Source organism: Streptococcus sp. 27098_8_86, assembly GCF_041432595.1.
Classification (GTDB): domain Bacteria; phylum Bacillota; class Bacilli; order Lactobacillales; family Streptococcaceae; genus Streptococcus; species Streptococcus pneumoniae_F.
On the sequence record NZ_JAPVZW010000003.1, the window covers coordinates 182,283 to 206,172 of the forward strand.

Annotated in this window: 28 protein-coding genes; 25 read left to right on the top strand and 3 right to left on the bottom strand. The window is 42.2% G+C overall.

Annotated features, from left to right (window positions below; translation table 11 throughout):
* Positions 1–12: 12 nt before the first annotated feature.
* The 3 genes from O3616_RS04620 to O3616_RS04630 all read left to right on the top strand — a co-directional run bounded on the left by O3616_RS04620 (position 13) and on the right by O3616_RS04630 (position 3,205).
* A complete protein-coding gene (locus O3616_RS04620) occupies positions 13–1,116 on the top strand; it encodes an NAD(P)/FAD-dependent oxidoreductase (protein WP_371638229.1) in 1,104 nt (367 codons plus the stop codon).
* 102 nt (positions 1,117–1,218) lie between these two features.
* Positions 1,219–2,238, top strand: a complete 1,020-nt coding sequence (galE, locus tag O3616_RS04625) for a UDP-glucose 4-epimerase GalE (RefSeq protein WP_371638230.1) — start codon at positions 1,219–1,221, stop codon at positions 2,236–2,238.
* Position 2,239: 1 nt separating this feature from the next.
* Positions 2,240–3,205 (top strand): glycosyltransferase family 2 protein, encoded by a 966-nt coding sequence (locus O3616_RS04630; protein ID WP_371638231.1) that lies wholly within the window; start codon positions 2,240–2,242, stop codon positions 3,203–3,205.
* 57 nt (positions 3,206–3,262) lie between these two features.
* Here O3616_RS04630 and O3616_RS04635 read toward each other — a convergent pair whose 3' ends face one another.
* Positions 3,263–3,460 carry a ferredoxin gene (locus O3616_RS04635; RefSeq protein WP_004235080.1) on the bottom strand — a complete coding sequence of 66 codons (198 nt, stop codon included), beginning with the start codon at positions 3,458–3,460 and terminating at the stop codon, positions 3,263–3,265.
* A 45-nt stretch (positions 3,461–3,505) separates the two neighbouring features.
* On the opposite strand from O3616_RS04635, the gene O3616_RS04640 reads away from it, so the two are divergent.
* From O3616_RS04640 to O3616_RS04705, 14 genes are all read left to right on the top strand, one after another.
* Complete coding sequence (locus O3616_RS04640) at positions 3,506–4,006, top strand: SAG1386/EF1546 family surface-associated protein (RefSeq protein ID WP_094753757.1); 501 nt, start codon at positions 3,506–3,508, stop codon at positions 4,004–4,006.
* A gap of 8 nt (positions 4,007–4,014) precedes the next feature.
* Positions 4,015–4,689 carry a (d)CMP kinase gene (gene cmk / locus O3616_RS04645; RefSeq protein WP_049487135.1) on the top strand — a complete coding sequence of 225 codons (675 nt, stop codon included), beginning with the start codon at positions 4,015–4,017 and terminating at the stop codon, positions 4,687–4,689.
* 119 nt (positions 4,690–4,808) lie between these two features.
* On the top strand, positions 4,809–5,315 hold the full coding sequence (locus tag O3616_RS04650) for a dihydrofolate reductase (protein ID WP_197097764.1): 507 nt from the start codon (positions 4,809–4,811) through the stop codon (positions 5,313–5,315).
* The gene (locus O3616_RS04655) at positions 5,315–5,485 is read left to right on the top strand and encodes a hypothetical protein (RefSeq protein WP_094753755.1); all 171 of its coding nucleotides are present in this window, start codon (positions 5,315–5,317) and stop codon (positions 5,483–5,485) included. Before O3616_RS04650 ends, O3616_RS04655 begins: the two co-directional genes overlap by 1 nt.
* Positions 5,486–5,521: 36 nt before the next feature.
* The gene (clpX, locus tag O3616_RS04660; protein WP_012972566.1) at positions 5,522–6,754 is read left to right on the top strand and encodes an ATP-dependent Clp protease ATP-binding subunit ClpX; all 1,233 of its coding nucleotides are present in this window, start codon (positions 5,522–5,524) and stop codon (positions 6,752–6,754) included.
* An 8-nt stretch (positions 6,755–6,762) separates the two neighbouring features.
* The gene (yihA, locus tag O3616_RS04665; RefSeq protein WP_000422605.1) at positions 6,763–7,350 is read left to right on the top strand and encodes a ribosome biogenesis GTP-binding protein YihA/YsxC; all 588 of its coding nucleotides are present in this window, start codon (positions 6,763–6,765) and stop codon (positions 7,348–7,350) included.
* Positions 7,351–7,360: 10 nt separating this feature from the next.
* Positions 7,361–7,741, top strand: a complete 381-nt coding sequence (locus O3616_RS04670; RefSeq protein ID WP_001140420.1) for a RidA family protein — start codon at positions 7,361–7,363, stop codon at positions 7,739–7,741.
* Between the two features lie 51 nt (positions 7,742–7,792).
* Entirely contained in the window at positions 7,793–8,683 is an 891-nt protein-coding gene (gene rapZ, locus O3616_RS04675; RefSeq protein WP_000163055.1) for an RNase adapter RapZ, read from the top strand.
* Positions 8,680–9,657 (top strand): YvcK family protein, encoded by a 978-nt coding sequence (locus O3616_RS04680; RefSeq protein WP_001231075.1) that lies wholly within the window; start codon positions 8,680–8,682, stop codon positions 9,655–9,657. Before rapZ ends, O3616_RS04680 begins: the two co-directional genes overlap by 4 nt.
* Entirely contained in the window at positions 9,654–10,565 is a 912-nt protein-coding gene (gene whiA / locus O3616_RS04685; RefSeq protein ID WP_068811243.1) for a DNA-binding protein WhiA, read from the top strand. The genes O3616_RS04680 and whiA overlap by 4 nt, the downstream gene beginning before the upstream one ends.
* Before the next feature lie 136 nt (positions 10,566–10,701).
* Positions 10,702–11,097 carry a DUF1310 domain-containing protein gene (locus O3616_RS04690; RefSeq protein WP_261021009.1) on the top strand — a complete coding sequence of 132 codons (396 nt, stop codon included), beginning with the start codon at positions 10,702–10,704 and terminating at the stop codon, positions 11,095–11,097.
* Entirely contained in the window at positions 11,094–12,338 is a 1,245-nt protein-coding gene (locus tag O3616_RS04695; protein ID WP_261021010.1) for a DUF2974 domain-containing protein, read from the top strand. The genes O3616_RS04690 and O3616_RS04695 overlap by 4 nt, the downstream gene beginning before the upstream one ends.
* Entirely contained in the window at positions 12,335–12,727 is a 393-nt protein-coding gene (locus O3616_RS04700; RefSeq protein WP_049491651.1) for a hypothetical protein, read from the top strand. Before O3616_RS04695 ends, O3616_RS04700 begins: the two co-directional genes overlap by 4 nt.
* Complete coding sequence (locus O3616_RS04705; RefSeq protein WP_115904120.1) at positions 12,727–13,038, top strand: hypothetical protein; 312 nt, start codon at positions 12,727–12,729, stop codon at positions 13,036–13,038. Before O3616_RS04700 ends, O3616_RS04705 begins: the two co-directional genes overlap by 1 nt.
* Before the next feature lie 61 nt (positions 13,039–13,099).
* On the opposite strand, the gene O3616_RS04710 is transcribed toward O3616_RS04705, so the two are convergent.
* Positions 13,100–14,068 carry an NAD(P)/FAD-dependent oxidoreductase gene (locus O3616_RS04710; RefSeq protein WP_371638232.1) on the bottom strand — a complete coding sequence of 323 codons (969 nt, stop codon included), beginning with the start codon at positions 14,066–14,068 and terminating at the stop codon, positions 13,100–13,102.
* A gap of 137 nt (positions 14,069–14,205) precedes the next feature.
* On the opposite strand from O3616_RS04710, the gene cdaA reads away from it, so the two are divergent.
* From cdaA to O3616_RS04750, 8 genes are all read left to right on the top strand, one after another.
* Positions 14,206–15,063, top strand: a complete 858-nt coding sequence (gene cdaA / locus O3616_RS04715) for a diadenylate cyclase CdaA (protein WP_049491656.1) — start codon at positions 14,206–14,208, stop codon at positions 15,061–15,063.
* The gene (locus O3616_RS04720; protein WP_042750804.1) at positions 15,050–15,829 is read left to right on the top strand and encodes a YbbR-like domain-containing protein; all 780 of its coding nucleotides are present in this window, start codon (positions 15,050–15,052) and stop codon (positions 15,827–15,829) included. Before cdaA ends, O3616_RS04720 begins: the two co-directional genes overlap by 14 nt.
* Before the next feature lie 24 nt (positions 15,830–15,853).
* On the top strand, positions 15,854–17,206 hold the full coding sequence (glmM, locus tag O3616_RS04725; RefSeq protein ID WP_049487012.1) for a phosphoglucosamine mutase: 1,353 nt from the start codon (positions 15,854–15,856) through the stop codon (positions 17,204–17,206).
* Between the two features lie 73 nt (positions 17,207–17,279).
* Complete coding sequence (locus tag O3616_RS04730) at positions 17,280–17,654, top strand: DUF1149 family protein (RefSeq protein WP_049487011.1); 375 nt, start codon at positions 17,280–17,282, stop codon at positions 17,652–17,654.
* Between the two features lies 1 nt (position 17,655).
* Entirely contained in the window at positions 17,656–18,504 is an 849-nt protein-coding gene (locus O3616_RS04735) for a DegV family protein (protein WP_049551633.1), read from the top strand.
* Between the two features lie 155 nt (positions 18,505–18,659).
* Positions 18,660–19,427, top strand: a complete 768-nt coding sequence (gene dapB / locus O3616_RS04740; protein ID WP_247932136.1) for a 4-hydroxy-tetrahydrodipicolinate reductase — start codon at positions 18,660–18,662, stop codon at positions 19,425–19,427.
* Positions 19,424–20,623: a CCA tRNA nucleotidyltransferase gene (locus O3616_RS04745; protein WP_371638233.1), complete on the top strand. Its 1,200-nt coding sequence runs from the start codon at positions 19,424–19,426 to the stop codon at positions 20,621–20,623. Before dapB ends, O3616_RS04745 begins: the two co-directional genes overlap by 4 nt.
* Complete coding sequence (locus O3616_RS04750; protein ID WP_371638234.1) at positions 20,620–22,491, top strand: ABC-F family ATP-binding cassette domain-containing protein; 1,872 nt, start codon at positions 20,620–20,622, stop codon at positions 22,489–22,491. Before O3616_RS04745 ends, O3616_RS04750 begins: the two co-directional genes overlap by 4 nt.
* Positions 22,492–22,528: 37 nt before the next feature.
* Here O3616_RS04750 and mntE read toward each other — a convergent pair whose 3' ends face one another.
* Positions 22,529–23,713, bottom strand: coding sequence for a CDF family manganese efflux transporter MntE (gene mntE / locus O3616_RS04755; RefSeq protein WP_140224323.1), 1,185 nt, complete (start codon positions 23,711–23,713; stop codon positions 22,529–22,531).
* Between the last annotated feature and the right edge of the window lie 177 nt (positions 23,714–23,890).

The following is a 23,890-nucleotide window of genomic DNA, read 5'->3' on the forward strand; positions in this document are numbered from 1 at the left end:
AAAGTGAAAACAATGAAAAAAGTTGCCATTATCGGAGCAGGGATTGTAGGTGCCACAGCCGCCTACTACCTCTCTAAAGAAAGTGACCTAGAGGTGACCGTTTTTGACCATGGACAAGGTCAAGCTACCAAGGCCGCAGCAGGAATTATCAGCCCTTGGTTTTCCAAACGCCGCAATAAAGCCTGGTACAAAATGGCGCGCTTGGGGGCTGACTTTTATGTGGATTTATTAGCTGATTTAGAGAAGTCAGGACAAGAAATCGACTTTTACCAGCGTTCGGGAGTCTTTCTCCTGAAAAAGGATGAAACTAAGTTGGAAGAACTCTATCAACTAGCCCTCCAGCGTAGAGAAGAATCTCCTTTGATAGGGCAATTAGCCATTCTGGACCAAGAATCAGCTAACGAATTATTCCCTGGTTTGCAGGGATTTGATCACTTACTCTATGCTTCTGGTGGAGCGAGAGTAGATGGGCAGCTTTTGGTCACTCGTTTGCTAGAAGCCAGTCAGGTCAAGCTGGTCAAAGAAAAAGTAACTCTGACACCTTTAGCATCAGGCTACCAGATTGGCGAAGAGGTGTTTGATCAAGTTATTTTGGCGACGGGAGCTTGGTTGGGACACCTGTTAGAGCCTTTAGGTTATGAAGTAGATGTTCGTCCCCAAAAGGGGCAACTCCGAGATTATCAACTTGCCCAAGACATGGAAGCTTACCCTGTTGTTATGCCAGAAGGTGAGTGGGATTTGATTCCTTTTGCAGGTGGGAAATTATCCCTAGGCGCTACTCATGAAAATGACATGGGATTTGATTTGACGGTAGATGAAACCTTGCTCAAACAAATGGAGGAGGCAGCCTTGCCCCACTATCCTGTTTTATCGGAAGCGACTTCCAGAAGTGAACGAGTGGGAATCCGTGCCTATACCAGTGATTTCTCTCCTTTCTTTGGGCAGGTTCCAGAATTAGCAGGTGTCTATGCTGCTAGTGGACTAGGTTCTTCAGGCCTCACAACTGGTCCTATCATTGGTTACCACCTAGCTCAACTGATCCAAGACAAGGAGTTGACCTTGGACCCTCTAAACTACCCAATTGAAAACTATGTCAAACGAGTAAAAAGCGAATAAGGATTTTACTGAAATTTTAGCCTCCCCTCTAGGATGGCAAATGACATTCCCTATCAAAAATGGTAAAATAAGAAAAAATAATCCGAGAATCGAGGAAAAAAGATGCAAGAAAAGATTTTGGTAACGGGTGGAGCAGGTTTTATCGGAACCCACACTGTTATTGAGTTAATCCAAGCAGGTCATCAGGTTGTTGTGGTGGATAACCTTGTTAATAGTAACAGAAAAAGTTTAGAAGTTGTTGAAAGAATCACAGGAGTTGAAGTGCCTTTCTATGAGGCAGATATCCGTGATACCGATACCCTCAGAGATATTTTCAAGCAAGAAGAACCAACAGGGGTCATTCACTTTGCTGGCTTGAAGGCTGTCGGTGAATCTACCCGTATTCCTCTTGCCTACTATGACAACAATATCGCTGGAACTGTTAGTCTTTTGAAGGTCATGGAAGAAAACAACTGTAAAAACATTATTTTCAGTTCTTCTGCGACAGTTTACGGGGATCCGCACACCGTGCCAATCTTGGAAGATTTCCCACTTTCAGTGACCAATCCATACGGTCGTACCAAACTTATGCTAGAGGAAATTTTGACCGATATCTACAAGGCAGACTCAGAATGGAATGTGGTCTTGCTTCGTTATTTCAACCCAATCGGAGCTCATGAAAGTGGAGACCTAGGAGAAAATCCAAACGGTATTCCAAACAACCTCTTGCCATATGTGACTCAAGTAGCAGTTGGGAAATTAGAGCAAGTGCAAGTGTTTGGAGACGACTACGATACGGAAGATGGAACTGGTGTTCGTGATTATATCCACGTTGTCGATTTGGCTAAAGGTCACGTTGCAGCTCTACAAAAAATCGAAAAAGGTTCAGGTCTAAACGTTTATAACCTTGGAACAGGTAAAGGCTACTCAGTTCTTGAAATTATCCAAAATATGGAAAAAGCAGTGGGACGTCCAATTCCTTACCGCATTGTAGACCGTCGCCCAGGTGATATCGCAGCCTGCTATTCAGATCCTGCAAAAGCCAAAGCAGAACTGGGCTGGGAAGCAGAGTTAGGCATCACTCAAATGTGTGAAGACGCATGGCGTTGGCAAAGCAAGCATCCAAATGGATTTGAAGACTAAGATGGTGATATCAATCATTGTCCCCTGTTTAAACGAAGAGGAAGTACTTCCTCTTTTTTATCAGGCTTTGGAAGCTTTACTTCCAGATTTGGAAACAGAAATCGAGTATGTCTTTGTCGATGATGGATCAAGTGATGGGACTTTGGAACTCTTAAAGACCTATCGGGAGCAAAATCCGGCAGTTCATTATATTTCTTTCTCGCGAAATTTCGGCAAAGAAGCAGCCCTGTATGCAGGATTGCAATATGCGACAGGAGATCTAGTGGTGGTGATGGATGCAGACCTCCAGGATCCTCCTAGTATGTTGCTTGAGATGAAAGCCTTACTAGATCAGAATGCAGACTTGGACTGTGTTGGAACACGGAGAACTAGTCGGGAGGGAGAACCAGTTTTACGTAGTCTCTGCGCTAATCTCTTTTACCGCCTCATGCAAAAAATTAGTCCAGTAGCCCTGCCGGCAGGTGTCCGTGATTTTCGCATGATGAGAAGGTCTGTAGTCGATGCCATTTTAAGCTTGACGGAGTCCAATCGTTTTTCTAAGGGACTCTTTGCCTGGGTGGGTTTTAAAACCCACTATCTGGACTATCCAAATGTCGAAAGGAAGGCTGGTAAGACCAGTTGGAGTTTTAGGCAACTTTTTTTCTACTCCATTGAAGGGATTGTTAATTTTTCAGATTTTCCCTTGATTATAGCCTTTGTGGCAGGTCTCCTATCTTGTTTTATTTCTCTGCTTATGACCTTTTTTGTTGTGGTGCGGACCCTCATTTTGGGCAATCCGACATCAGGTTGGACCTCTCTGATGGCTGTTATTCTCTTCCTTGGTGGGATTCAACTCTTGACCATTGGGATTCTCGGCAAGTATATCAGTAAGATTTATCTAGAGACCAAAAAAAGACCACTTTATCTCGTCAAAGAAAAAAGTGACCTTCCTGATTTTACAGAAAAAAATAAAGAGAAAAGACTATAATTTTGCATGGAAATATGCTAAACTAGAAGGAGTGGAACGTTCCTGTCGGTATTAGAGTTAATCTTTAATCAAGGCACGTGTCGGACAGTTTCTAACAGCTTCTACGACGTCCTGACTAGGAGAGATTTCTTTTTCTAGTTGGTCAGGGTCATCGTAAAAACGCACGATTCCATTATCGTGGTAATCAAATAATTCAGAATAAGTTTGGCAAAGACCACAGGCAATGCAGCGTTCAGGTATAAGTGTGATTTTCATATTTATATTGTAATAAGAAAAGTAAAAAAAAACAAGGAGTAAGGTATGGCAAAAGAACCGTGGCAAGAAGATATTTATGAGAATCAGGAAGAACAGACAAGAACGGAACGACGTCAACGTAATCAAAAAGGTACAGGTATTGTTGCAAATCGTGTCTTGACGATTCTAGCTAGTCTCTTTTTCGTGATTGTTGTAGTAATGATAATAGTATTGATTTACCTTTCAAGTGGAGGGAGTAATCGTACAGCAGCCTTGAAAGATTTTTATGATTCATCTGCCCCTGTTTCAACCTCTGTAACAGAAGAATCCGCATCTTCATCTAGCAAGACTGAAGAAGCAACTTCTACAGAGAGCTCTTCTAGTGAAAGACATTCTGAAGAGCATACTGATAGTGAAGGGACAATTACAGTTCAGGCTGGAGAAGGAGAAGCAACCATTGCCGCTCGTGCAGGAATCTCGATTGCTCAGCTAGAGGCCTTGAATCCTGGGCATATGGCTACAGGGTCTTGGTTTGCTAATCCAGGTGATGTTATTAAAATCAAATAGGAGTTGATATGAAAACAATTCAAATTGCTATCGATGGTCCAGCTTCAAGCGGTAAGAGTACGGTTGCTAAGATTATTGCTAAAAATTTTGGTTATACCTATCTAGATACAGGTGCTATGTATCGTGCGGCGACCTATATGGCTCTGAAACACCAGTTAGGAGTGGAAGAAATTGAGGAACTTTTAGCCTTATTGGACCAGCATCCAATCAGCTTTGGGCGCTCAGAAACTGGAGAACAACTTGTCTTTGTAGGAGATGTGGACATTACTCATCCTATTCGTGAAAATGAAGTGACCAATCATGTTTCTGCTATTGCAGCAATTCCTGAAGTACGTGAGAAACTAGTTTCTCTCCAACAAGAGATTGCCCAGCAAGGTGGGATTGTCATGGATGGTCGCGATATTGGGACTGTTGTATTGCCACAAGCAGAATTGAAAATTTTCTTAGTAGCTTCTGTTGATGAAAGAGCAGAACGCCGTTACAAGGAAAATATTGCCAAGGGAATTGAAACAGACCTTGAAACCCTAAAAGAGGAAATTGCTGCGCGTGACTACAAGGATAGTCATCGTGAGACTTCACCTCTCAAACAAGCAGAGGACGCTGTCTACCTTGATACAACTGGATTGAACATTCAAGAAGTAGTCAAAAAAATTGAATTAGAAGCAAAGAAACGTATGTCCTAGGGACAGGAGAAGCAGGCTAAAGCTAGCCTGCTTCTTTTCTATCAAACTGAACGCATTCCAAACCAGTCTTTTTTTGAGTTTTTTGATAAAATAGTACTATCAGTGAAAAGGATGGAAGCATGACTAAGAAAATCGTAGCTATTTGGGCCCAGGATGAAGAGGGTGTGATTGGGAAGGACAATCGTCTGCCTTGGTATTTGCCAGCAGAACTGCAACACTTCAAAGAAACAACTCTGAATCATGCTATCTTGATGGGGCGCGTGACCTTTGATGGGATGGGGCGTCGCTTGCTTCCAAAACGGGAGACCTTGATTTTGACTCGTAACCCAGAAGAAAAGTTAGATGGGGTTACTACTTTTTATGATGTCCAGTCTGTTCTAGACTGGTATCAGGATCAAGACAAGAATCTCTATATTCTCGGTGGGAAGCAGATTTTTCAGGCTTTTGAACCCTACCTTGACGAAGTGATTGTGACTCAAATTCATGCTCGGGTGGAGGGAGATACCTATTTCCCTGAGGAGTTTGACTTGTCTCTTTTTGAGACGGTTTCAAGCAAATCCTATACCAAAGATGAGAAAAATCCTTATGATTTTACCATCCAATACCGCAAGAGAAAGGAAGTCTAATGGAACGTAGTATATTTGGTTTTTTCACAGCCATGCTGTGTTTGGTCTGCTTGCTTGCAGGAGCACAGGCTTTTCGTAAAAAGCGCTATGGACTTTCTGTCCTGCTCTGGTTAAGTGCCTTTACCAATTTGGTCAATAGTATCCATGCTTTTTACATGACCTTATTTTAGATAGAATGACAGTATAGAATAGAACGGAAGGAAATTATGCCTACAAATAGGAATAATGATATGATGGTTTATTGCTCATTTTGTGGCAAAAGCCAAGAAGAAGTACAAAAAATAATCGCTGGGAACAATGCCTTTATCTGTAATGAATGTGTGGAGTTGGCCCAGGAAATCATTCGTGAGGAGTTGGCGGAAGAAGTCTTGGCAGACTTGTCTGAAGTTCCAAAACCAATTGAACTCCTCCATATCTTGAACCACTATGTAATCGGTCAAGATCGTGCCAAACGTGCTTTAGCAGTAGCAGTATACAACCACTACAAACGCATCAATTTCCACGATACGCGTGAAGAGTCAGAAGATGTGGATTTGCAGAAATCAAATATCTTGATGATTGGCCCAACTGGTTCAGGGAAAACATTCCTTGCCCAGACCTTGGCTAAGAGCTTGAATGTGCCTTTTGCGATTGCAGATGCGACAGCTCTGACTGAGGCTGGTTATGTGGGTGAGGATGTGGAAAATATTCTCCTCAAACTATTGCAGGCTGCTGACTTTAACATCGAACGTGCAGAGCGTGGGATTATCTACGTGGATGAAATTGACAAGATTGCCAAGAAAAGCGAGAACGTTTCTATCACACGTGATGTTTCTGGTGAAGGGGTACAACAAGCCCTTCTCAAGATTATCGAGGGAACCGTTGCCAGCGTACCACCTCAAGGTGGACGTAAACATCCACAACAAGAGATGATTCAAGTGGATACAAAAAATATCCTCTTCATCGTGGGTGGTGCCTTTGATGGTATCGAAGAAATTGTCAAACAACGTCTTGGAGAAAAAGTCATCGGATTTGGTCAAAACAATAAAGCGATTGATGAAAACAGCTCATACATGCAAGAAATCATCGCAGAAGATATTCAAAAATTTGGTATTATCCCAGAGTTGATTGGGCGCTTGCCAGTCTTTGCAGCTCTGGAGCAATTGACAGTGGATGACTTGGTTCGCATCTTGAAAGAGCCAAGAAATGCCTTGGTGAAACAATACCAAACCTTGCTTTCTTATGATGATGTCGAGTTGGAATTTGACGACGAAGCCCTTCAAGAGATTGCCAACAAGGCCATCGAACGGAAGACAGGAGCTCGTGGTCTTCGCTCTATCATCGAAGAAACCATGCTAGATGTCATGTTTGAAGTACCGAGTCAGGAAAATGTGAAATTGGTCCGCATCACAAAAGAAGCTGTCGATGGAACGGATAAACCAATCCTAGAAACAGCCTAGAGGTGACTATGGAACTGAATACACACAATGCTGAAATTTTGCTCAGTGCGGCCAATAAATCCCACTACCCACAGGATGAACTGCCAGAGATTGCCCTAGCAGGGCGTTCAAATGTTGGTAAATCTAGCTTTATCAACACTATGTTGAACCGTAAGAATCTCGCCCGAACATCAGGTAAACCTGGTAAAACCCAGCTTCTCAACTTCTTTAATATCGATGATAAGATGCGCTTTGTGGATGTGCCTGGTTATGGTTATGCCCGTGTTTCCAAAAAGGAACGTGAAAAGTGGGGGCGCATGATTGAAGAGTACTTAACGACTCGGGAAAATCTCCGTGCAGTGGTCAGTCTAGTTGACCTTCGTCATGACCCGTCAGCAGATGATGTACAGATGTACGAATTTCTCAAGTATTATGAGATTCCGGTTATCATCGTTGCGACCAAGGCGGACAAGATTCCTCGTGGTAAATGGAACAAGCACGAATCAGCAATCAAAAAGAAATTAAACTTTGACCCAAGTGACGACTTTATCCTCTTTTCATCTGTCAGTAAGGCAGGGATGGATGAGGCTTGGGATGCAATCTTAGAAAAATTGTGAGGAAAAGAAAATGGCAAAAACAATTCATACAGACAAAGCTCCAAAAGCTATCGGACCCTATGTTCAAGGAAAAATCGTTGGCAACCTTTTGTTTGCTAGTGGTCAAGTTCCTCTCTCTCCTGAAACTGGAGAAATCGTTGGAGAGACTATCCAAGAACAGACAGAACAAGTCTTGAAAAACATCGGTGCTATTTTGGCAGAAGCAGGAACAGACTTTGACCATGTTGTCAAAACAACTTGCTTCTTGAGCGATATGAACGACTTTGTTCCTTTTAACGAGGTTTACCAAACGGCCTTTAAAGAGGAATTTCCAGCTCGTTCAGCTGTGGAGGTAGCTCGTCTTCCTCGTGATGTAAAAGTCGAAATCGAAGTCATCGCAGAGATTGGATAAGCTAGTTGAAGTTTGGTGTTGCCAAACTTCTTTTGATATAAGGAGAAAAAGATGACAAAGAAACAACTTCACTTGGTGATTGTAACAGGGATGAGTGGCGCAGGGAAAACAGTTGCCATTCAGTCCTTCGAAGATTTGGGTTATTTTACTATTGACAATATGCCTCCAGCTCTCTTGCCTAAGTTTTTGCAGTTGGTGGAAACAAAGGAAGACGACCATAAGTTGGCCTTGGTAGTGGATATGCGTAGCCGTTCTTTCTTTTCAGAAATTCAAGCTGTTTTGGATGAGTTGGAAAATAAGGAAGAACTGGACTTTAAAATTCTCTTTTTGGATGCAGCTGATAAAGAATTGGTAGCTCGTTACAAGGAAACTAGACGAAGTCACCCTCTAGCTGCAGATGGACGGATTTTGGATGGAATCAAGCTGGAACGTGAACTCTTGGCGCCTTTGAAAAATATGAGTCAAAATGTGGTGGATACAACTGAACTTACTCCACGTGAGCTGCGCAAAACCCTTGCAGAGCAGTTTTCTGATCAGGAACAAGCCCAGTCTTTCCGTATCGAAGTCATGTCTTTTGGCTTTAAATATGGAATCCCGATTGATGCAGACTTGGTTTTTGATGTCCGTTTCTTGCCAAATCCATACTACCTTCCAGAACTGCGAAACCAAACGGGTGTAGATGAACCAGTTTATGACTATGTCATGAATCACCCTGAGTCAGAAGACTTCTATCAACATTTGTTGGCCTTGATTGAGCCGATTTTGCCAAGTTACCAAAAGGAAGGTAAGTCCGTTTTGACCATTGCCATGGGTTGTACGGGTGGGCAACACCGTAGTGTGGCCTTTGCTAAACGCTTGGCGCAGGACTTATCCAAGAATTGGCCTGTTAATGAAGGGCATCGCGACAAAGACCGAAGAAAGGAAACGGTAAACCGTTCATGAGAAAACCAAAGATAACGGTGATTGGTGGAGGGACTGGGATCCCCGTCATTCTTAAAAGTCTGCGTGAAAAAGATGTGGAAATCGCTGCTATCGTAACGGTGGCCGATGATGGTGGTTCATCAGGTGAACTCCGAAAAAACATGCAGCAGTTGACACCGCCAGGAGATCTCCGCAATGTCCTTGTGGCCATGTCGGATATGCCTAAGTTTTATGAGAAAGTCTTTCAGTATCGCTTTTCTGAAGATGCAGGAGCCTTTGCTGGTCATCCATTGGGTAATCTCATCATTGCTGGCTTGTCAGAAATGCAGGGTTCGACCTATAATGCCATGCAGTTACTGAGCAAATTTTTCCATACAACTGGGAAGATTTATCCTTCCAGTGACCATCCTTTGACCCTTCATGCGGTCTTTCAGGATGGGACAGAAGTGGCTGGAGAGAGTCATATTGCAGACCATCCAGGCATGATTGACCATGTCTATGTGACCAATACCCTCAACGATGATACGCCTCTGGCCAGTCGTCGAGTAGTGCAGACCATTCTTGAAAGTGACATGATTGTCCTCGGACCTGGTTCCCTCTTTACCTCGATTTTGCCCAATATCGTGATTAAGGAAATCGGGCAGGCACTTTTGGAAACCAAGGCAGAAATCGCCTATGTCTGCAATATCATGACCCAACGTGGGGAGACGGAACACTTTACAGATAGTGACCACGTAGAGGTCTTGCATCGTCACCTTGGCCGACCTTTTATCGATACTGTCTTGGTGAATATTGAAAAAGTGCCTCAGGAATACATGAATTCCAACCGTTTTGATGAATACTTAGTGCAGGTGGAACATGATTTTGCTGGTCTTTGTAAGCAAGTTCCGCGTGTGATTTCATCCAACTTCCTTCGTCTGGAAAATGGTGGTGCCTTCCACGATGGGGATTTGATTGTGGATGAATTGATGCGGATTATACAGGTGAGAAAATGAGTTTCACAGTAGCAGTAAAAGAAGAAATCTTAGGTCAACACCATCTGAGCCGGCATGAATTATCTGCCATTATCAAAATGTCTGGCAGTATCGGTCTCTCGACTTCGGGCTTGACCTTGTCTGTCGTGACAGAAAACGCCAAGCTAGCCCGTCACCTCTATGAGTCCTTTCTCCATTTCTACGAAATCAAATCGGAAATTCGCCACCACCAACGGAGCAATCTTCGCAAGAATCGAGTCTATACCGTTTTTACAGATGAAAAGGTGCAGGACTTGTTGAGTGATTTGCACTTGGCAGACTCTTTCTTTGGCCTTGAAACAGGTATTGATGAGGCGATTTTATCGGACGAGGAAGCAGGTCGTGCTTATCTTTGTGGCGCCTTCTTGGCAAATGGAAGCATTCGTGACCCTGAGTCAGGCAAGTACCAGTTGGAAATCAGTTCCGTTTATCTGGACCACGCGCAAGGGATTGCCTCTCTTCTCCAGCAGTTTTTGCTGGATGCCAAGGTGCTTGAGCGCAAGAAGGGAGCTGTGACCTATCTCCAGCGTGCCGAAGATATTATGGACTTCTTGATTGTCATCGGAGCTATGCAGGCGCGTGATGATTTTGAGCGGGTTAAGATTTTGCGAGAAACCCGTAATGACCTCAATAGGGCCAATAATGCCGAAACAGCCAATATTGCTCGGACAGTTTCTGCCAGCATGAAGACTATCAACAATATCAGCAAAATCAAAGATATCATGGGCTTAGAAAATCTGCCAGTGGATTTGCAGGAAGTAGCGCAGTTGCGGATTCAGCACCCAGACTACTCTATCCAGCAGTTAGCAGATAGTCTCAGCACTTCCCTTACAAAAAGTGGTGTCAACCACAGACTCAGAAAAATCAATAAGATAGCCGATGAATTATAAAACCACGAATCGTAGGACTCGTGGTTATTTTCTTGAAGTTATAAAATAAATATGTGAGAAATATTTTAATGAAAGTCCACTTTATAATCTATGGTATACTATAGATGAGTTACACGGTCAGGTTAAAGGAGGCACCATGAAAAAACCTAAAAAAAGCATGATTATTTTATTTAGTATTTTAGCAGTAATTGGAATCGCAGTAGGAGGTTGTAGCATGCACCAATACCAAAAGAAACAAGAAATGATTGCCATCGCGACAAGTGATGAGGCGAAGAAGGTTTATGAAAATCATATGAAGGCAAATGATCCTAAAGCATTAACAGAAGATGGAATCATTAAATCATATGATATTGATACGGAAACTTTAGAGTATAATCCAATGGGAGGACTAATGGTAAGGATATATTTTAATAATGATAAGGAATTAGATTTTCACTTTGGCTTAATAAAAGATAATTCAGGAAATTATGAATCTTATGGATATACTGTATCACCTAAATTATCATCTATGTTAAAGGAATCTAAAAAATGAGAAAATATGTCGATGATTCAAATCTTCAGATTGCAATGACTGAATATAACGATAACTCAATTAATCGTGAGGTTAAGGACCAATATGATAGAAGCGTTGGCACTGTCACCCAAGTCTACAACAATACTACAGGAGCGGGCGAGCAGGTTTATGCAGTTGTAAAAAATCCTGATGAAAATGCTGAGGATGTACAGGAAGTAACGGTCCTCTTTCGTGGTTCTACGGGCCCAGATCATATTTTTAAAGAAACAGCAGATGTCTGGAATGACTGGGCAGAAAATGATTTCGTGATTGGAACGCATATCCTGAAACAAAATGTTCCCAGCGATCAAGATCAATCTACTGAGCAATTAAAGGCTTCTGCCAGAGCTTTAAAAGACATCATGGAAAAATATCCCAATGCCAAGATTAATATCTATGGGCATTCGCTTGGATCTATGGATGCTCAGTATGCCATGGCTGCCCTTGAAGCGGCCCAAATAGAACGAATCCAACAGGCTTATATCTTTAACGGGCCTGATATCTATCGAATCCTTAGCCCCGAACAGAGAAAAATTGTTGATCAGATTAAAGGGCGTATCTATAACTATGCTGACGCTAAAGATAATATTAGCATGGTTGGTAGAGATATTGCGAAGGGCAGTATCGGGTCTGTAGGTATGGTTTATTATGTAGATAGTGAATCAGAAGACCCTATCAATCAACATATGACCTATGGTTATCGCTTGGATAAGGATGGGAAAATAAAAATTTTCTCCAACACCAGTACAGTCGCATATAACGACTTTCTGATTAAAATGGAAGGGTATAAAACACTTAAAAATATATTGGCTTCCGATGGATATACAGCAGGGGAACAACTCTTTCTGGACTCTGAGCAAGCTAAGATTGCAGCTTCGGGTATTTGCCGTATCGTCACAGAGGAGATGGATATTATAAAAAATATCTATAATAGAGGAATTCAAGACGCAAGTGAAGTATTTGCATCTTGCAGTAATGTCCCTTGGGGCTTTATCCTTAGTTCATATGAAACAGAGGTCGCCTATTCCGAAGGAGGCTTGAACTATGAAACAACTATTGGTATCATTCAGAATCGGTTTCATCCTGTTGTAGATAAGGCAAAACAGTTAGAAAAAGATTTTACAGACTTGGAAAAGCAAAGCCAAAACGGAATTCAGAAGAAATTAGATGAAGATAGGGAATTAGCTAGTAAATTTAGCCAGTGGGAGAGTTTGTTATGATTCAGGATGACATCTGGAAAAAGCGCCAGCGTTTAGAAGAATGTGAGGATAACTATAGACGTTCTTGTAAAAAAATCGAAAATCAGTATGAGGAAGCCAACTATAAATTTCAACAATTGCGGCATATGATTGATGAGAAGCATCGAATCATTTCCCATTCCTTAGACCAGTTAGGTGGAGATACAACCGAATGGCGTTATCAGTCCAATCAACTCGCATCCAACTTTAGTCAGCAAATCGAGATGGCATATCGAAATAGACAAGGGCAACTCGAACAAGAAGAGATGAAGCTAGAGCAAGAATACAAACGACAATACCGTCTTTTAGAAGATGGGCTTGCCAGAGCCCAGGAACAGCAACGGCGCTTAGAAGAACGAGGTAAAAAGTAATGGCGAATGTATTTGATTATATTAATGATTTTTTCGCGGGAGGAGAGGAGGCACTAAGAAATATTGAAAAAGAGTTGGAACGATCATTTATAAAAAATATCTTGGCTCCAGCAAAAAAAGCTCGTATTTCCACTATAGAAAAAGATACAGAAAAATATATGAAAATTTCTCTATTAAGTGCTCAAGAAAGTTTGAAAGAAGTTTCGAAAAATATTGATAGTTCGATGAAGGGAGAATTTTCTACAAAAATAGTTGAAACTATAGAAACGAAAAGTAAAGAATATCCAAATGCTTTAAATGGTACAAAGTAAAACTCCAGTTATAGCCGATGAATTATAAAACCACGAATCGCATTTGACTCGTGGTTCTTTTTTATAAACTAGTAGAGTGTTTTGGTTGTACTTTTTGCTCAGGGTCAATGTAGTTGATGGCATTGTTGACAGCAGTTGGAGCTTCTCCGAGGCCTGTCGCAATCAGATCAATCTTACCTTCATAGTAGCAGCAGTCACCGATAGCATAGATACCTGCTTGGCTGGATTCCTGTTTGCTGTTGACGATAATCTTGTGGCGGTTGAGGTCCAGACCCCAGTTTTTAAGGTTACCAACAGAAGATTTGAAACCATAGTTGACAAAGAGGTGGTCTAGGTCAATAGTTTCTGTTTCATCAGATTTAACTTTTGTGATTTCCAACTTGTCAAGCATTTTTCCATCTCCAAGGAGTTGGCTTGGGACGAATGGTGTTTTGATGGTTACAGATGATTCTTGCAAGGCTTGGACACTGTGTTCCAAGGCACGGAAATTATCTCTGCGGTGAACAAGGGTAGTCGGTGCGATTTTTTCAAAAGCCAAAGCCCAATCCACAGCTGAGTCTCCCCCACCAAGAATCGTTACTTTCTTACCAGCGTATTGCTGAATGTTAGAAACGTGGTAGTGGATATTTTCATAGCCCTCAACACCTTCTAGTTCCAGAGGACGTGGTTTGAAGGCACCACCACCCATAGCGATGATAACTGTTTTAGACAGGTGACTTCCTTGAGAAGTTGTGATGGCAAAGCCTTCTTCTTGTTTTTCAATTTCAAGAACCGTTTCGTTGAGATGAATAGGGGTATCAAAGCCATTTAGTTGTTCAATCAAGCGGTTGGTCAACTCTTCTCCAGTCAGGTTTGGGAAACCTGGGACGTCTAAAATTTCCTTTTCAGGATAGAGAATGGCAGGTTGTCCACCTAGTTGTGGAAGGGAGTCGATGATTTGGACCTTGGCTTGGCGTAGATGAGCATAGAAGGCTGCAAAAAGCCCGACAGGACCACCACCTACAATGGTAATATCATAGAGTTGAGACATGGTTTCTCCTTTGTTTTTTCTAGTCAGTTTATTTTATCATATTTTTCCTTAATTTAAAATGAAGTAGGATAGGGAAAAAAATGTCAGAAAAATGGTATAATAGAAAGGAACGTGTTTGGATAGAGAGGAGACAGCAGATGAACTTTCAACAATTATCCAACCTGCAATATTGGACTAGCTTGTTTTCTAGTCCTTGGAGTATTGCCATCAATCTGTTTGATATTTTGATTGTGGCCTATATTTTATATCGTTTTACAAAAGCGATAGCTGGCACCAAGATTATGATTTTGGTGCGTGGGGTCGTGATCTTTGTATTAGCCCAGGTTGTAGCCAATATCCTTGGTTTAACAACGATTTCTTGGTTGATTAATCAAATTATCACCTATGGGGTTATTGCTGCGGTTGTTATCTTCTCTCCAGAGATTCGGACTGGTTTGGAACGCTTGGGAAGGGCGACAGATTTCTTTTCTACTGCTCAAATTAGTGCAGAAGAGCAAATGATTCGTGCCTTTGTCAAGTCGGTTGAATATATGAGTCCTCGTAAGATTGGTGCTCTGGTTGCCATCCAACGAGTTCGGACCTTGCAAGAATACATTGCGACAGGGATTCCTTTGGATGCCAATATTTCAGCTGAACTCCTTATTAATATCTTTATCCCCAACACTCCCCTACACGATGGTGCTGTGATTATCAGAGAAAATCGGATTGCAGTCACCTCTGCCTATCTGCCCTTGACAGAAAGCACAGGGATTTCAAAGGAATTTGGGACCAGACATCGGGCGGCTATCGGTTTGTCAGAAGTATCCGATGCCTTGACCTTCATCGTCTCAGAGGAAACAGGTGGCATTTCTATTACCTATAACGGTGTTTTCAAGCACGACTTGACGATTGAAGAATTTGAAGCAGAGCTACGAGCAATTCTTTTGCCAGCCGTTGAGGAAAAAGTCAGTTTCAAGGACCGTTTGTTAGGAGGTTGGAAATATGAGAAAAAATAGTCTATACATCATTTCATCTCTCTTTTTTGCTTGTATCTTATTCATCTATGCAACGTCAACCAACTTTCAAAATAGTAATACCGCAAGGCAGGTTAAATCAGAAACTTACACCAATACGATAACGAACGTTCCTATTGTTATTCACTATGATGATGACCAGTATTTCATTAGCGGATTTGCATCAGAAGTTTCAGTGGTATTAACCGGAGCCAATCGTGTGACCTTGGCCAGCGAAATGCAGGAGAGCACTCGTAAGTTTAAGGTAACTGCTGATTTGACGGATGCCAGTGTTGGAACGATTGAAGTTCCCTTGAATATTGAAAATCTTCCAAGTGGATTGACCGCTGTGGCAACGCCTCAAAAGATTACAGTGAAAGTTGGGAAGAAGGTTAAGCGAGATGGGATGCTTGTTGTGCCACAAGTTGACCAAAGCCAGATTGATCCCAAGTTACAAATTGATAGTATAACCGTGTCAAACGAACGAGTTTCGGTCACAACTGACCAGGAAACATTAGCTAAGATTGACAAAGTTATTGCGCTTTTACCAACCAGCGAACGCATAACAGGTAATTACAGTGGTTCAGTACCTTTGCAGGCAATCGATCGCAATGGTGTTGTCTTACCGGCAGTTATTACTCCGTTCGACACGACAATGAAGGTGACTACAAAACCAGTAGCACCAAGTTCAAGCACATCAAATTCAACAACAAGCAGTTCGTCGGAGACATCTTCGTCAACGAAAGCAACTAGTTCAAAAACGAATTAAAAATAGGAAAAGGATTTTATAAAAATGGGTAAATATTTTGGGACTGATGGAGTCCGTGGAGAAGCTAATGTAGAATTAACGCCAGAATTGGCCTTTAAACTAGGACGTTTTGGAGGCTATGTTCTTAGCCAACATGAAACGGAAGCACCGAAAGTTTTTGTAGGACGTGATACACGTATTTCTGGGGAAATGCTAGAATCTGCCTTGGTAGCTGGTCTTCTTTCAGTTGGTATTCACGTATACAAACTAGGTGTTTTGGCGACACCAGCAGTAGCTTACTTGGTAAAAACTGAAGGAGCAAGTGCTGGTGTCATGATTTCTGCTAGCCACAATCCAGCCCTTGATAACGGAATTAAGTTCTTTGGCGGTGATGGCTTCAAACTGGACGATGAAAAAGAAGCAGAAATTGAAGCCTTGCTAGACGCTGCGGAAGATACTCTTCCTCGTCCAAGTGCAGAAGGCTTGGGAACCTTGGTAGATTATCCAGAAGGCTTGCGTAAGTATGAAGGCTATCTTGTTTCAACTGGAACTCCTCTTGAGGGAATGAAGGTTGCCTTGGACACAGCAAACGGTGCGGCGTCTACAAGTGCCCGTCAAATCTTTGCAGACCTTGGCGCTCAATTAACTGTTATCGGGGAAACACCAGATGGTCTTAACATCAACCTTAATGTTGGTTCAACTCACCCAGAAGCTCTTCAAGATGTGGTCAAAGAAAGCGGCTCAGCTATTGGTTTGGCCTTTGACGGAGACAGTGACCGTTTGATTGCTGTTGATGAAAATGGCGACATCGTTGATGGTGACAAGATTATGTACATCATCGGAAAATATCTTTCTGAAAAAGGACAATTGGCGCAAAATACAATTGTGACAACTGTTATGTCCAACCTTGGCTTCCACAAGGCCTTGGACCGTGAAGGCATTAACAAGGCAGTCACTGCAGTTGGCGACCGCTATGTTGTGGAAGAAATGAGAAAATCAGGCTACAACCTCGGTGGTGAACAGTCTGGTCACGTCATCTTGATGGATTACAATACAACTGGTGATGGTCAATTATCAGCTGTCCAATTGACAAAAATCATGAAGGAAACTGGTAAGAGCTTGTCAGAGTTGGCAGCAGAAGTAACCATTTATCCACAAAAATTAGTCAATATCCGAGTGGAAAATGCCATGAAGGAAAAGGCTATGGAAGTTCCAGCTATCAAGGCTATCATCGAGAAGATGGAAGAAGAAATGGCAGGGAATGGGCGTATTCTTGTTCGCCCAAGTGGAACAGAGCCCCTTTTGCGTGTCATGGCAGAAGCGCCTACAACAGAAGAAGTGGACTACTATGTTGATACTATCGCAGACGTAGTTCGAGCTGAAATCGGGATTGACTAAATCCTAGAAAACTAGATGAAAATAAAAAATTATGGTACAATAGCTTATAATATTGTAGCCAAGGGAGAAAGACATGAATCTTAAACGTGAACAAGAATTTGTTAGTCAGTATCATTTTGATGCGCGTAATTTTGAATGGGAAAATGAAAATGGAGCTCCTGAAACTAAGGTGGATGTGAACTTCCAATTACTCCAACATGACCAAGAAAATCAAGTGACATCTTTAGTGGTTGTCTTAAGTTTTATGATTGTCTTTGACAAATTTGTTATCAGTGGAACGATTTCCCAAGTTAACCATGTAGAAGGTCGTATTGTCAATGAACCAAGTGAGTTTAATCAAGAGGAAGTTGAAACTTTGGCCCGTCCATGTTTGAACATGCTTAACCGTTTGACTTACGAAGTAACTGAAATTGCATTAGACTTACCAGGAATCAATTTGGAGTTCTAATATGAAATTAGCTGTTATCACAGATTCCTCTGCCTATCTCAGTGCAGAGACCTTACAAAGAGAAGATTTGTTTGTCTTGGATATTCCTGTCAATATTGATGGTGAAGAGTATGTCGAAGGCATCAATCTGACTGCTGAGGAATTTTACCAAAAAATGGCTCAGGCTTCTGAATTGCCTAAGACCAGTCAACCAAGTATTGCAAAGTTAGATGAGATTCTAACTTGGCTCAAAGAACAAGGCTATACACATGTTTTGGGGCTTTTCCTATCTTCTGGAATTTCAGGTTTTTACCAAAATATCCAGTATATGGTCGATGACTATGAGGGCTTAACCATTGCCTTCCCAGACACTTTGATTACAAGTGCTCCTCTGGGTATCATGGTTGAAAGTGTCTTTAATTGGCGAGACCAGGGCGATGATTTTGCCATCATTCAGGATAAGCTAGCTATTCAGATTAGTCACACATCTGCTTTCATCATGGTCGATGACTTGGACCACTTGGTTAAAGGTGGACGCCTTTCAAATGGAGCTGCGATTTTGGGCAATCTGCTAAGCATTAAGCCAATTCTTTATTTCAATGACCAAGGTGTGATTGAAGTGTACGAAAAAGTTCGTACTGAAAAGAAAGCAACCAAGCGTTTAATTGAGATTATCAAGGAAGCCACAGCTTCAGGCCAATACCGTATCATTGTCATTCACGGGAATGCTCCTGAAAAGGCTGAAGAATTGCGTCAGCACTTACTTGAATCTGGAGTAGGTACGGATATTTCACTTGCTACATTTGGTAGTGTCATTGGAACACACCTAGGAGCAGGAAGCATTGCTCTAGGTTATATTCCAGTGATTTAGTTGGGACTTTTAGCTTAGTTAAGAAGTTAGCAAATGAACACGCCTGAAACCTTGTGTGAAAAAGATAGTTCTTCCAAGGAGTATCTACTCCTTGATCAGACCTCCTATTTTCACTTTGTGTTCTTATAGGCTTTGTATCTTAGACAGGAGTAGATATGAGTATTCGAGTAATTATTGCCGGTTTTAAGGGTAAAATGGGGCAGGCTGCTTGTCAGATGGTCTTGGCTGATCCAGACTTAGACTTGGTAGCAGTTTTGGATCCCTTTGAGTCTGAATCAGAATGGCAGGGTATTCCTGTTTTCAAGGATAAGGCTGATTTGGTTGGTTTTGAAGCGGATGTCTGGGTAGATTTTACTACTCCAACTGTTGCCTACGAAAATACACGTTTTGCTCTTGAAAATGGCTTTGCTCCAGTAGTTGGAACGACTGGTTTCACAAGTGAAGAAATTGCAGAGCTAAAAGCATTTTCTCGTGCCCAAGATTTGGGTGGCTTGATCGCTCCTAACTTTGCCTTGGGTGCTGTTTTACTCATGCAATTTGCAAGGCAGGCTGCTAAATATTTCCCAAATGTGGAGATTATCGAGCTTCATCATGATAAGAAAAAGGATGCCCCGAGTGGAACTGCTATTAAAACAGCTGAGTTAATGGCAGAAGTTCGAGAGTCTACCCAGCAAGGTGCGCCTGATGAGGAAGAATTGATTACAGGTGCTCGTGGTGCTGACTTTGATGGCATGCGTATTCACTCAGTTCGTTTGCCAGGCTTGGTAGCTCATCAGGAAGTCATCTTTGGAAATCAAGGAGAAGGATTGACCCTCCGTCATGACTCCTATGATCGCAGCTCCTTCATGACAGGGGTGAATTTGGGAATTAAAGAAGTTGTCAAGCGTCATGAGCTTGTCTATGGATTAGAACACTTATTATGAGATTAACGCAAATGCCTTCTGAATTTCAGAAGGCTTTACCAGTATTAGAAAAAATTAAAGAAGCAGGATTTGAAGCCTATTTTGTCGGGGGTTCCGTCAGAGATGCCCTTCTCAATCGTCCCATCCATGATGTGGATATTGCGACGTCTTCTTATCCAGAAGAGACCAAGCAGATTTTTCCGCGAACAGCCGATATCGGAATCGAGCATGGAACTGTCTTGGTCTTAGATGGGGATGAGGAGTATGAGGTAACCACTTTTCGGACAGAGGATGTCTATGTGGACTATCGCAGACCCAGTGCGGTTTCCTTTGTGCGCTCGCTAGAAGAAGACCTCAAACGCCGTGATTTTACAGTCAACGCCTTTGCCTTGGATGAGACAGGAGAAATCGTTGACTTACTCCATGGTTTAGACGATTTGGAAAATCAAGTCTTGAGGGCGGTTGGAGTGGCAAGTGAGCGTTTCAACGAAGATGCTTTGCGGATTATGCGTGGTTTCCGTTTTCAGGCTAGTCTTGGCTTTGAGCTTGAGTCAGAAACATTTGAAGCTATGAAGACTTTGACGCCACTTTTGGAGAAAATTTCTGTGGAGCGTACCTTCGTTGAGTTTGATAAACTCTTGCTGGCTCCATTTTGGAGAAGGGGCTTAGCTTCCATGATTGAGAGTCAAGCTTATGACTATCTCCCTGATATGGCAGCTAGCCAGGACAAGCTCAATAGACTGTTTGATTTGGAGACTGATTTCACCTTTGAATCTTCAGAGCAAGCCTGGGCGGCTCTACTGTGGGCTTTGGAGATTGAAAATGCGCAGCCATTTTTGAAGTCTTGGAAGACCTCACGCCAGTTTGCCAAGCAAGTTCAGGATTTACTGACTATTTTGGCCTTGCGTGAAAAAGGAGAATTGAGCAAGCGAGATTGTTACCGCTTTGACTTGGATTTGCTTTTACAGGCTGAAAATCTTCGTCAGGCTCAGGGAAAACCAGTCAACCCACAAGTCATCACAGAAACCTACCAGAGTCTTACCATTCATGATAAGAAAGAAATCCAAATCAACGGTGGTATTTTGATCAAGGAATATGGTTATCAGCCGGGCCCAGACTTGGGAGAGATTTTAACAGAGATTGAATATGCCATTGTCGATGGAACATTGGAAAATGACCTACAAGCCATCCATGCTTACTTGAGGGAGAAAAAATGAGTGATTTTATCGTTGAAAAACTAAGTAAATCCGTCGGTGATAAGACCGTTTTTAAGGATATTTCCTTTATCATCCATGACCTAGACAGAATTGGTTTGATTGGTGTCAATGGAACAGGGAAGACCACCCTTTTAGATGTTGTTTCTGGTGTTTCTGGATTTGATGGGGATGTTAGTCCTTTTTCAGCTAAGAATGATTACCAGATTGGTTACTTGACTCAAGACCCTGATTTTGATGATAGCAAGACGGTCTTGGATACGGTTCTATCTAGTGAACTAAAGGAAATCCAGCTCATTCGTGAGTATGAATTGATTATGCTCAACTATAGTGATGACAAACAGGCGCGTTTGGAACGTGTCATGGCTGAAATGGATTCTCTCCAAGCTTGGGAAATTGAGAGTCAGGTCAAGACTGTTCTCAGCAAGCTGGGGATTCAGGACTTATCTACTCCTGTTGGGGAATTGTCAGGTGGTCTGAGAAGACGGGTTCAGTTGGCGCAAGTCTTACTTGGCAATCACGACCTTTTGCTTTTGGATGAGCCAACCAACCATCTGGACATTGCGACCATCGAGTGGCTGACCCTCTTTTTGAAAAATTCTAAGAAGACCGTCCTTTTTATCACCCACGATCGCTATTTCCTAGATGCTTTGTCAACTCGGATTTTCGAATTGGATCGAGCTGGATTGACAGAGTATCAAGGGAATTATCAGGACTATGTTCGCCTTAAGGCGGAACAGGATGAGCGCGATGCAGCTCTTCTCCACAAAAAGGAACAACTTTATAAGCAAGAATTGGCATGGATGCGCAGACAACCGCAGGCGCGTGCGACCAAGCAGCAGGCTCGTATCAATCGTTTCCATGATTTAAAGAAAGAAGTTTCAGGTGGCGTTGCTGAGACAGACTTGACCATGAACTTTGAAACCAGTCGGATTGGGAAGAAAGTTATCGAGTTTCAGGATGTTTTCTTTGCCTATGAAAACAAGCCTATTTTGCAAGATTTTAATCTCTTGGTACAGGCTAAAGATCGTATTGGAATTGTTGGGGACAACGGTGTTGGGAAATCAACTCTCCTTAACTTGATTGCAGGCATTCTTGAGCCGACAGCAGGACAAGTTGTGATTGGGGAAACTGTTCGCATCGCCTATTTCTCTCAGCAAATTGAGGGCTTGGATGAAAGCAAGCGAGTGATCAATTACTTGCAGGAAGTGGCAGAAGAGGTCAAGACCAGCGGTGGTTCTACGACTTCCATTGCTGAGTTGTTGGAGCAGTTCCTTTTCCCACGTTCGACTCATGGAACCTTGATTGAGAAATTGTCAGGGGGAGAGAAAAAACGTCTTTATCTCCTCAAATTGCTCTTGGAAAAACCAAATGTTCTTCTTTTAGACGAGCCAACCAATGATTTGGACATTGCAACCTTGACAGTTTTGGAGAATTTCTTGCAAGGATTTGCGGGTCCTGTTTTGACAGTTAGCCATGACCGCTATTTCTTGGATAAGGTAGCGACTAAGATTCTGGCTTTTGATGATGGAAAGATTCGTCCTTTCTTTGGTCATTACACCGACTATCTTGATGAGAAAGCCTTTGAAACAGAGATGGCTAATCAAGTGCAAAAGGCCGAAAAGGAAAAGGTGATTAAGGTCCGAGAAGACAAGAAACGCATGACCTACCAAGAAAAGCAGGAGTGGGCAAGTATTGAAGGTGATATTGAAGCCTTGGAAGATCGTATCTCTGCTATTGAAGAGGAGATGCAGGCCAACGGCTCCGACTTTGGTAAGCTGGCTACTCTCCAAAAAGAACTAGATGAGAAGAACGAAGCACTTCTTGAAAAATACGAACGCTATGAATACCTAAGTGACTTTGATAGCTAGAAGAATAGAAAAATCCCGTCTCATTGACAGGATTTCTCTATTCTTTTTTAGTTTCTTGATGAAAGATATTTTGCCAAGTTTCGTGACGGCGCCAGATACTGGTATGGACGATACCATCTAACTCATAGCAGATGAGTTTGGTCTTCTGACTGATGGAAGTGATTTGAATATCCTTGATAGATGCATTTAACTCTTTTTCGGTCTTATAAGCCTCTTTATTCATCTGCTCTCCATCTTGCCGAATATAGACAAAATCGTCAGCCAATAGTTCTTCCAGTTGATTTCCTTGGTCAATCAATTGTTCACGCATGAGCAATTTTTTATAGACATTGTCTAAAATTTCATCCTCAGGTATAGGTGCTGGCTCAATATGGACATCGGTATCAAAAACCCCAAAACGTTCTTCCAGCATAGACTCGACCTGATCCGCGATTTCATGACTCTCAAAAACAGACAAGTCAGGATTCATCTCCAGCGTGATATCCAGGTAGATATTGCTACCGTAGGTACGACCTCTTTGCGACTTAACCTTGCTGATTTTGGGAATTTCCATGATGGCCTTTTGGTAGTCCTCAAGCAGGCGGTCGTCGAAGCCATCTGAAAGACTAAAGGAAGACTCGATGAAGATATCATAGGCAGTTTTCAAGATAAAGAAAGTGATGATAATGGCAACCAGTTTATCCACAATGGGATAATTGAAACTGCTAGCTAGGATAGCAATGCTAGTACCAAGTGAGGTAACAGCATCAGAAAGATTGTCCTTAGCGGCAGCCTTTAGTGCCTTGGAGTTGGATTTCTTACTGAGGCGAGTATTGTAGAGATAAACTAGAAACATAATCGCTGCAGAAATGATTCCTAGGGTTGCACCAAGAGGGTCAATGACCGTTTCTTCATGACTGAGAATTTTTTGAATGGTATCCCGAAGTACATCGAAACCGACATAAAACATGATGATGGAAGTGATTAAGCTAGCCAAATCTTCAATCTTCCAGTGACCAAAACGGTGGTCACGGTCTGCAGGCTGGCGTGCCATCCGAATGCCTATCAAGAGGGCAACATTTCCAATGATGTCCGACACGTTGTTAAAACCATCGGCCACCAAACTGGATGAATGAAGAAGATGCCCAGTAGCTAATTTGGCTGCAGACAAGATCAAATAGGTCGAAATACTGATAATGGCTCCACGCTCAGCTAACTTGAGATTTGAGATAGATTGCTTCATTCAACTTCCTTTCTAGTCACATAGTATTCTACCATTATACTGGTTTTCAAGGGAAAATTCAAATAAGGCAGTTTTTACTCTTTGAAAACTTTTTAAAATTTGGTATAATAGTACTACTCAAGGGAGTAGCTGGCAGAAACCTGTGATAGTGTCGTCATTCCGAATTTTATACTGAAA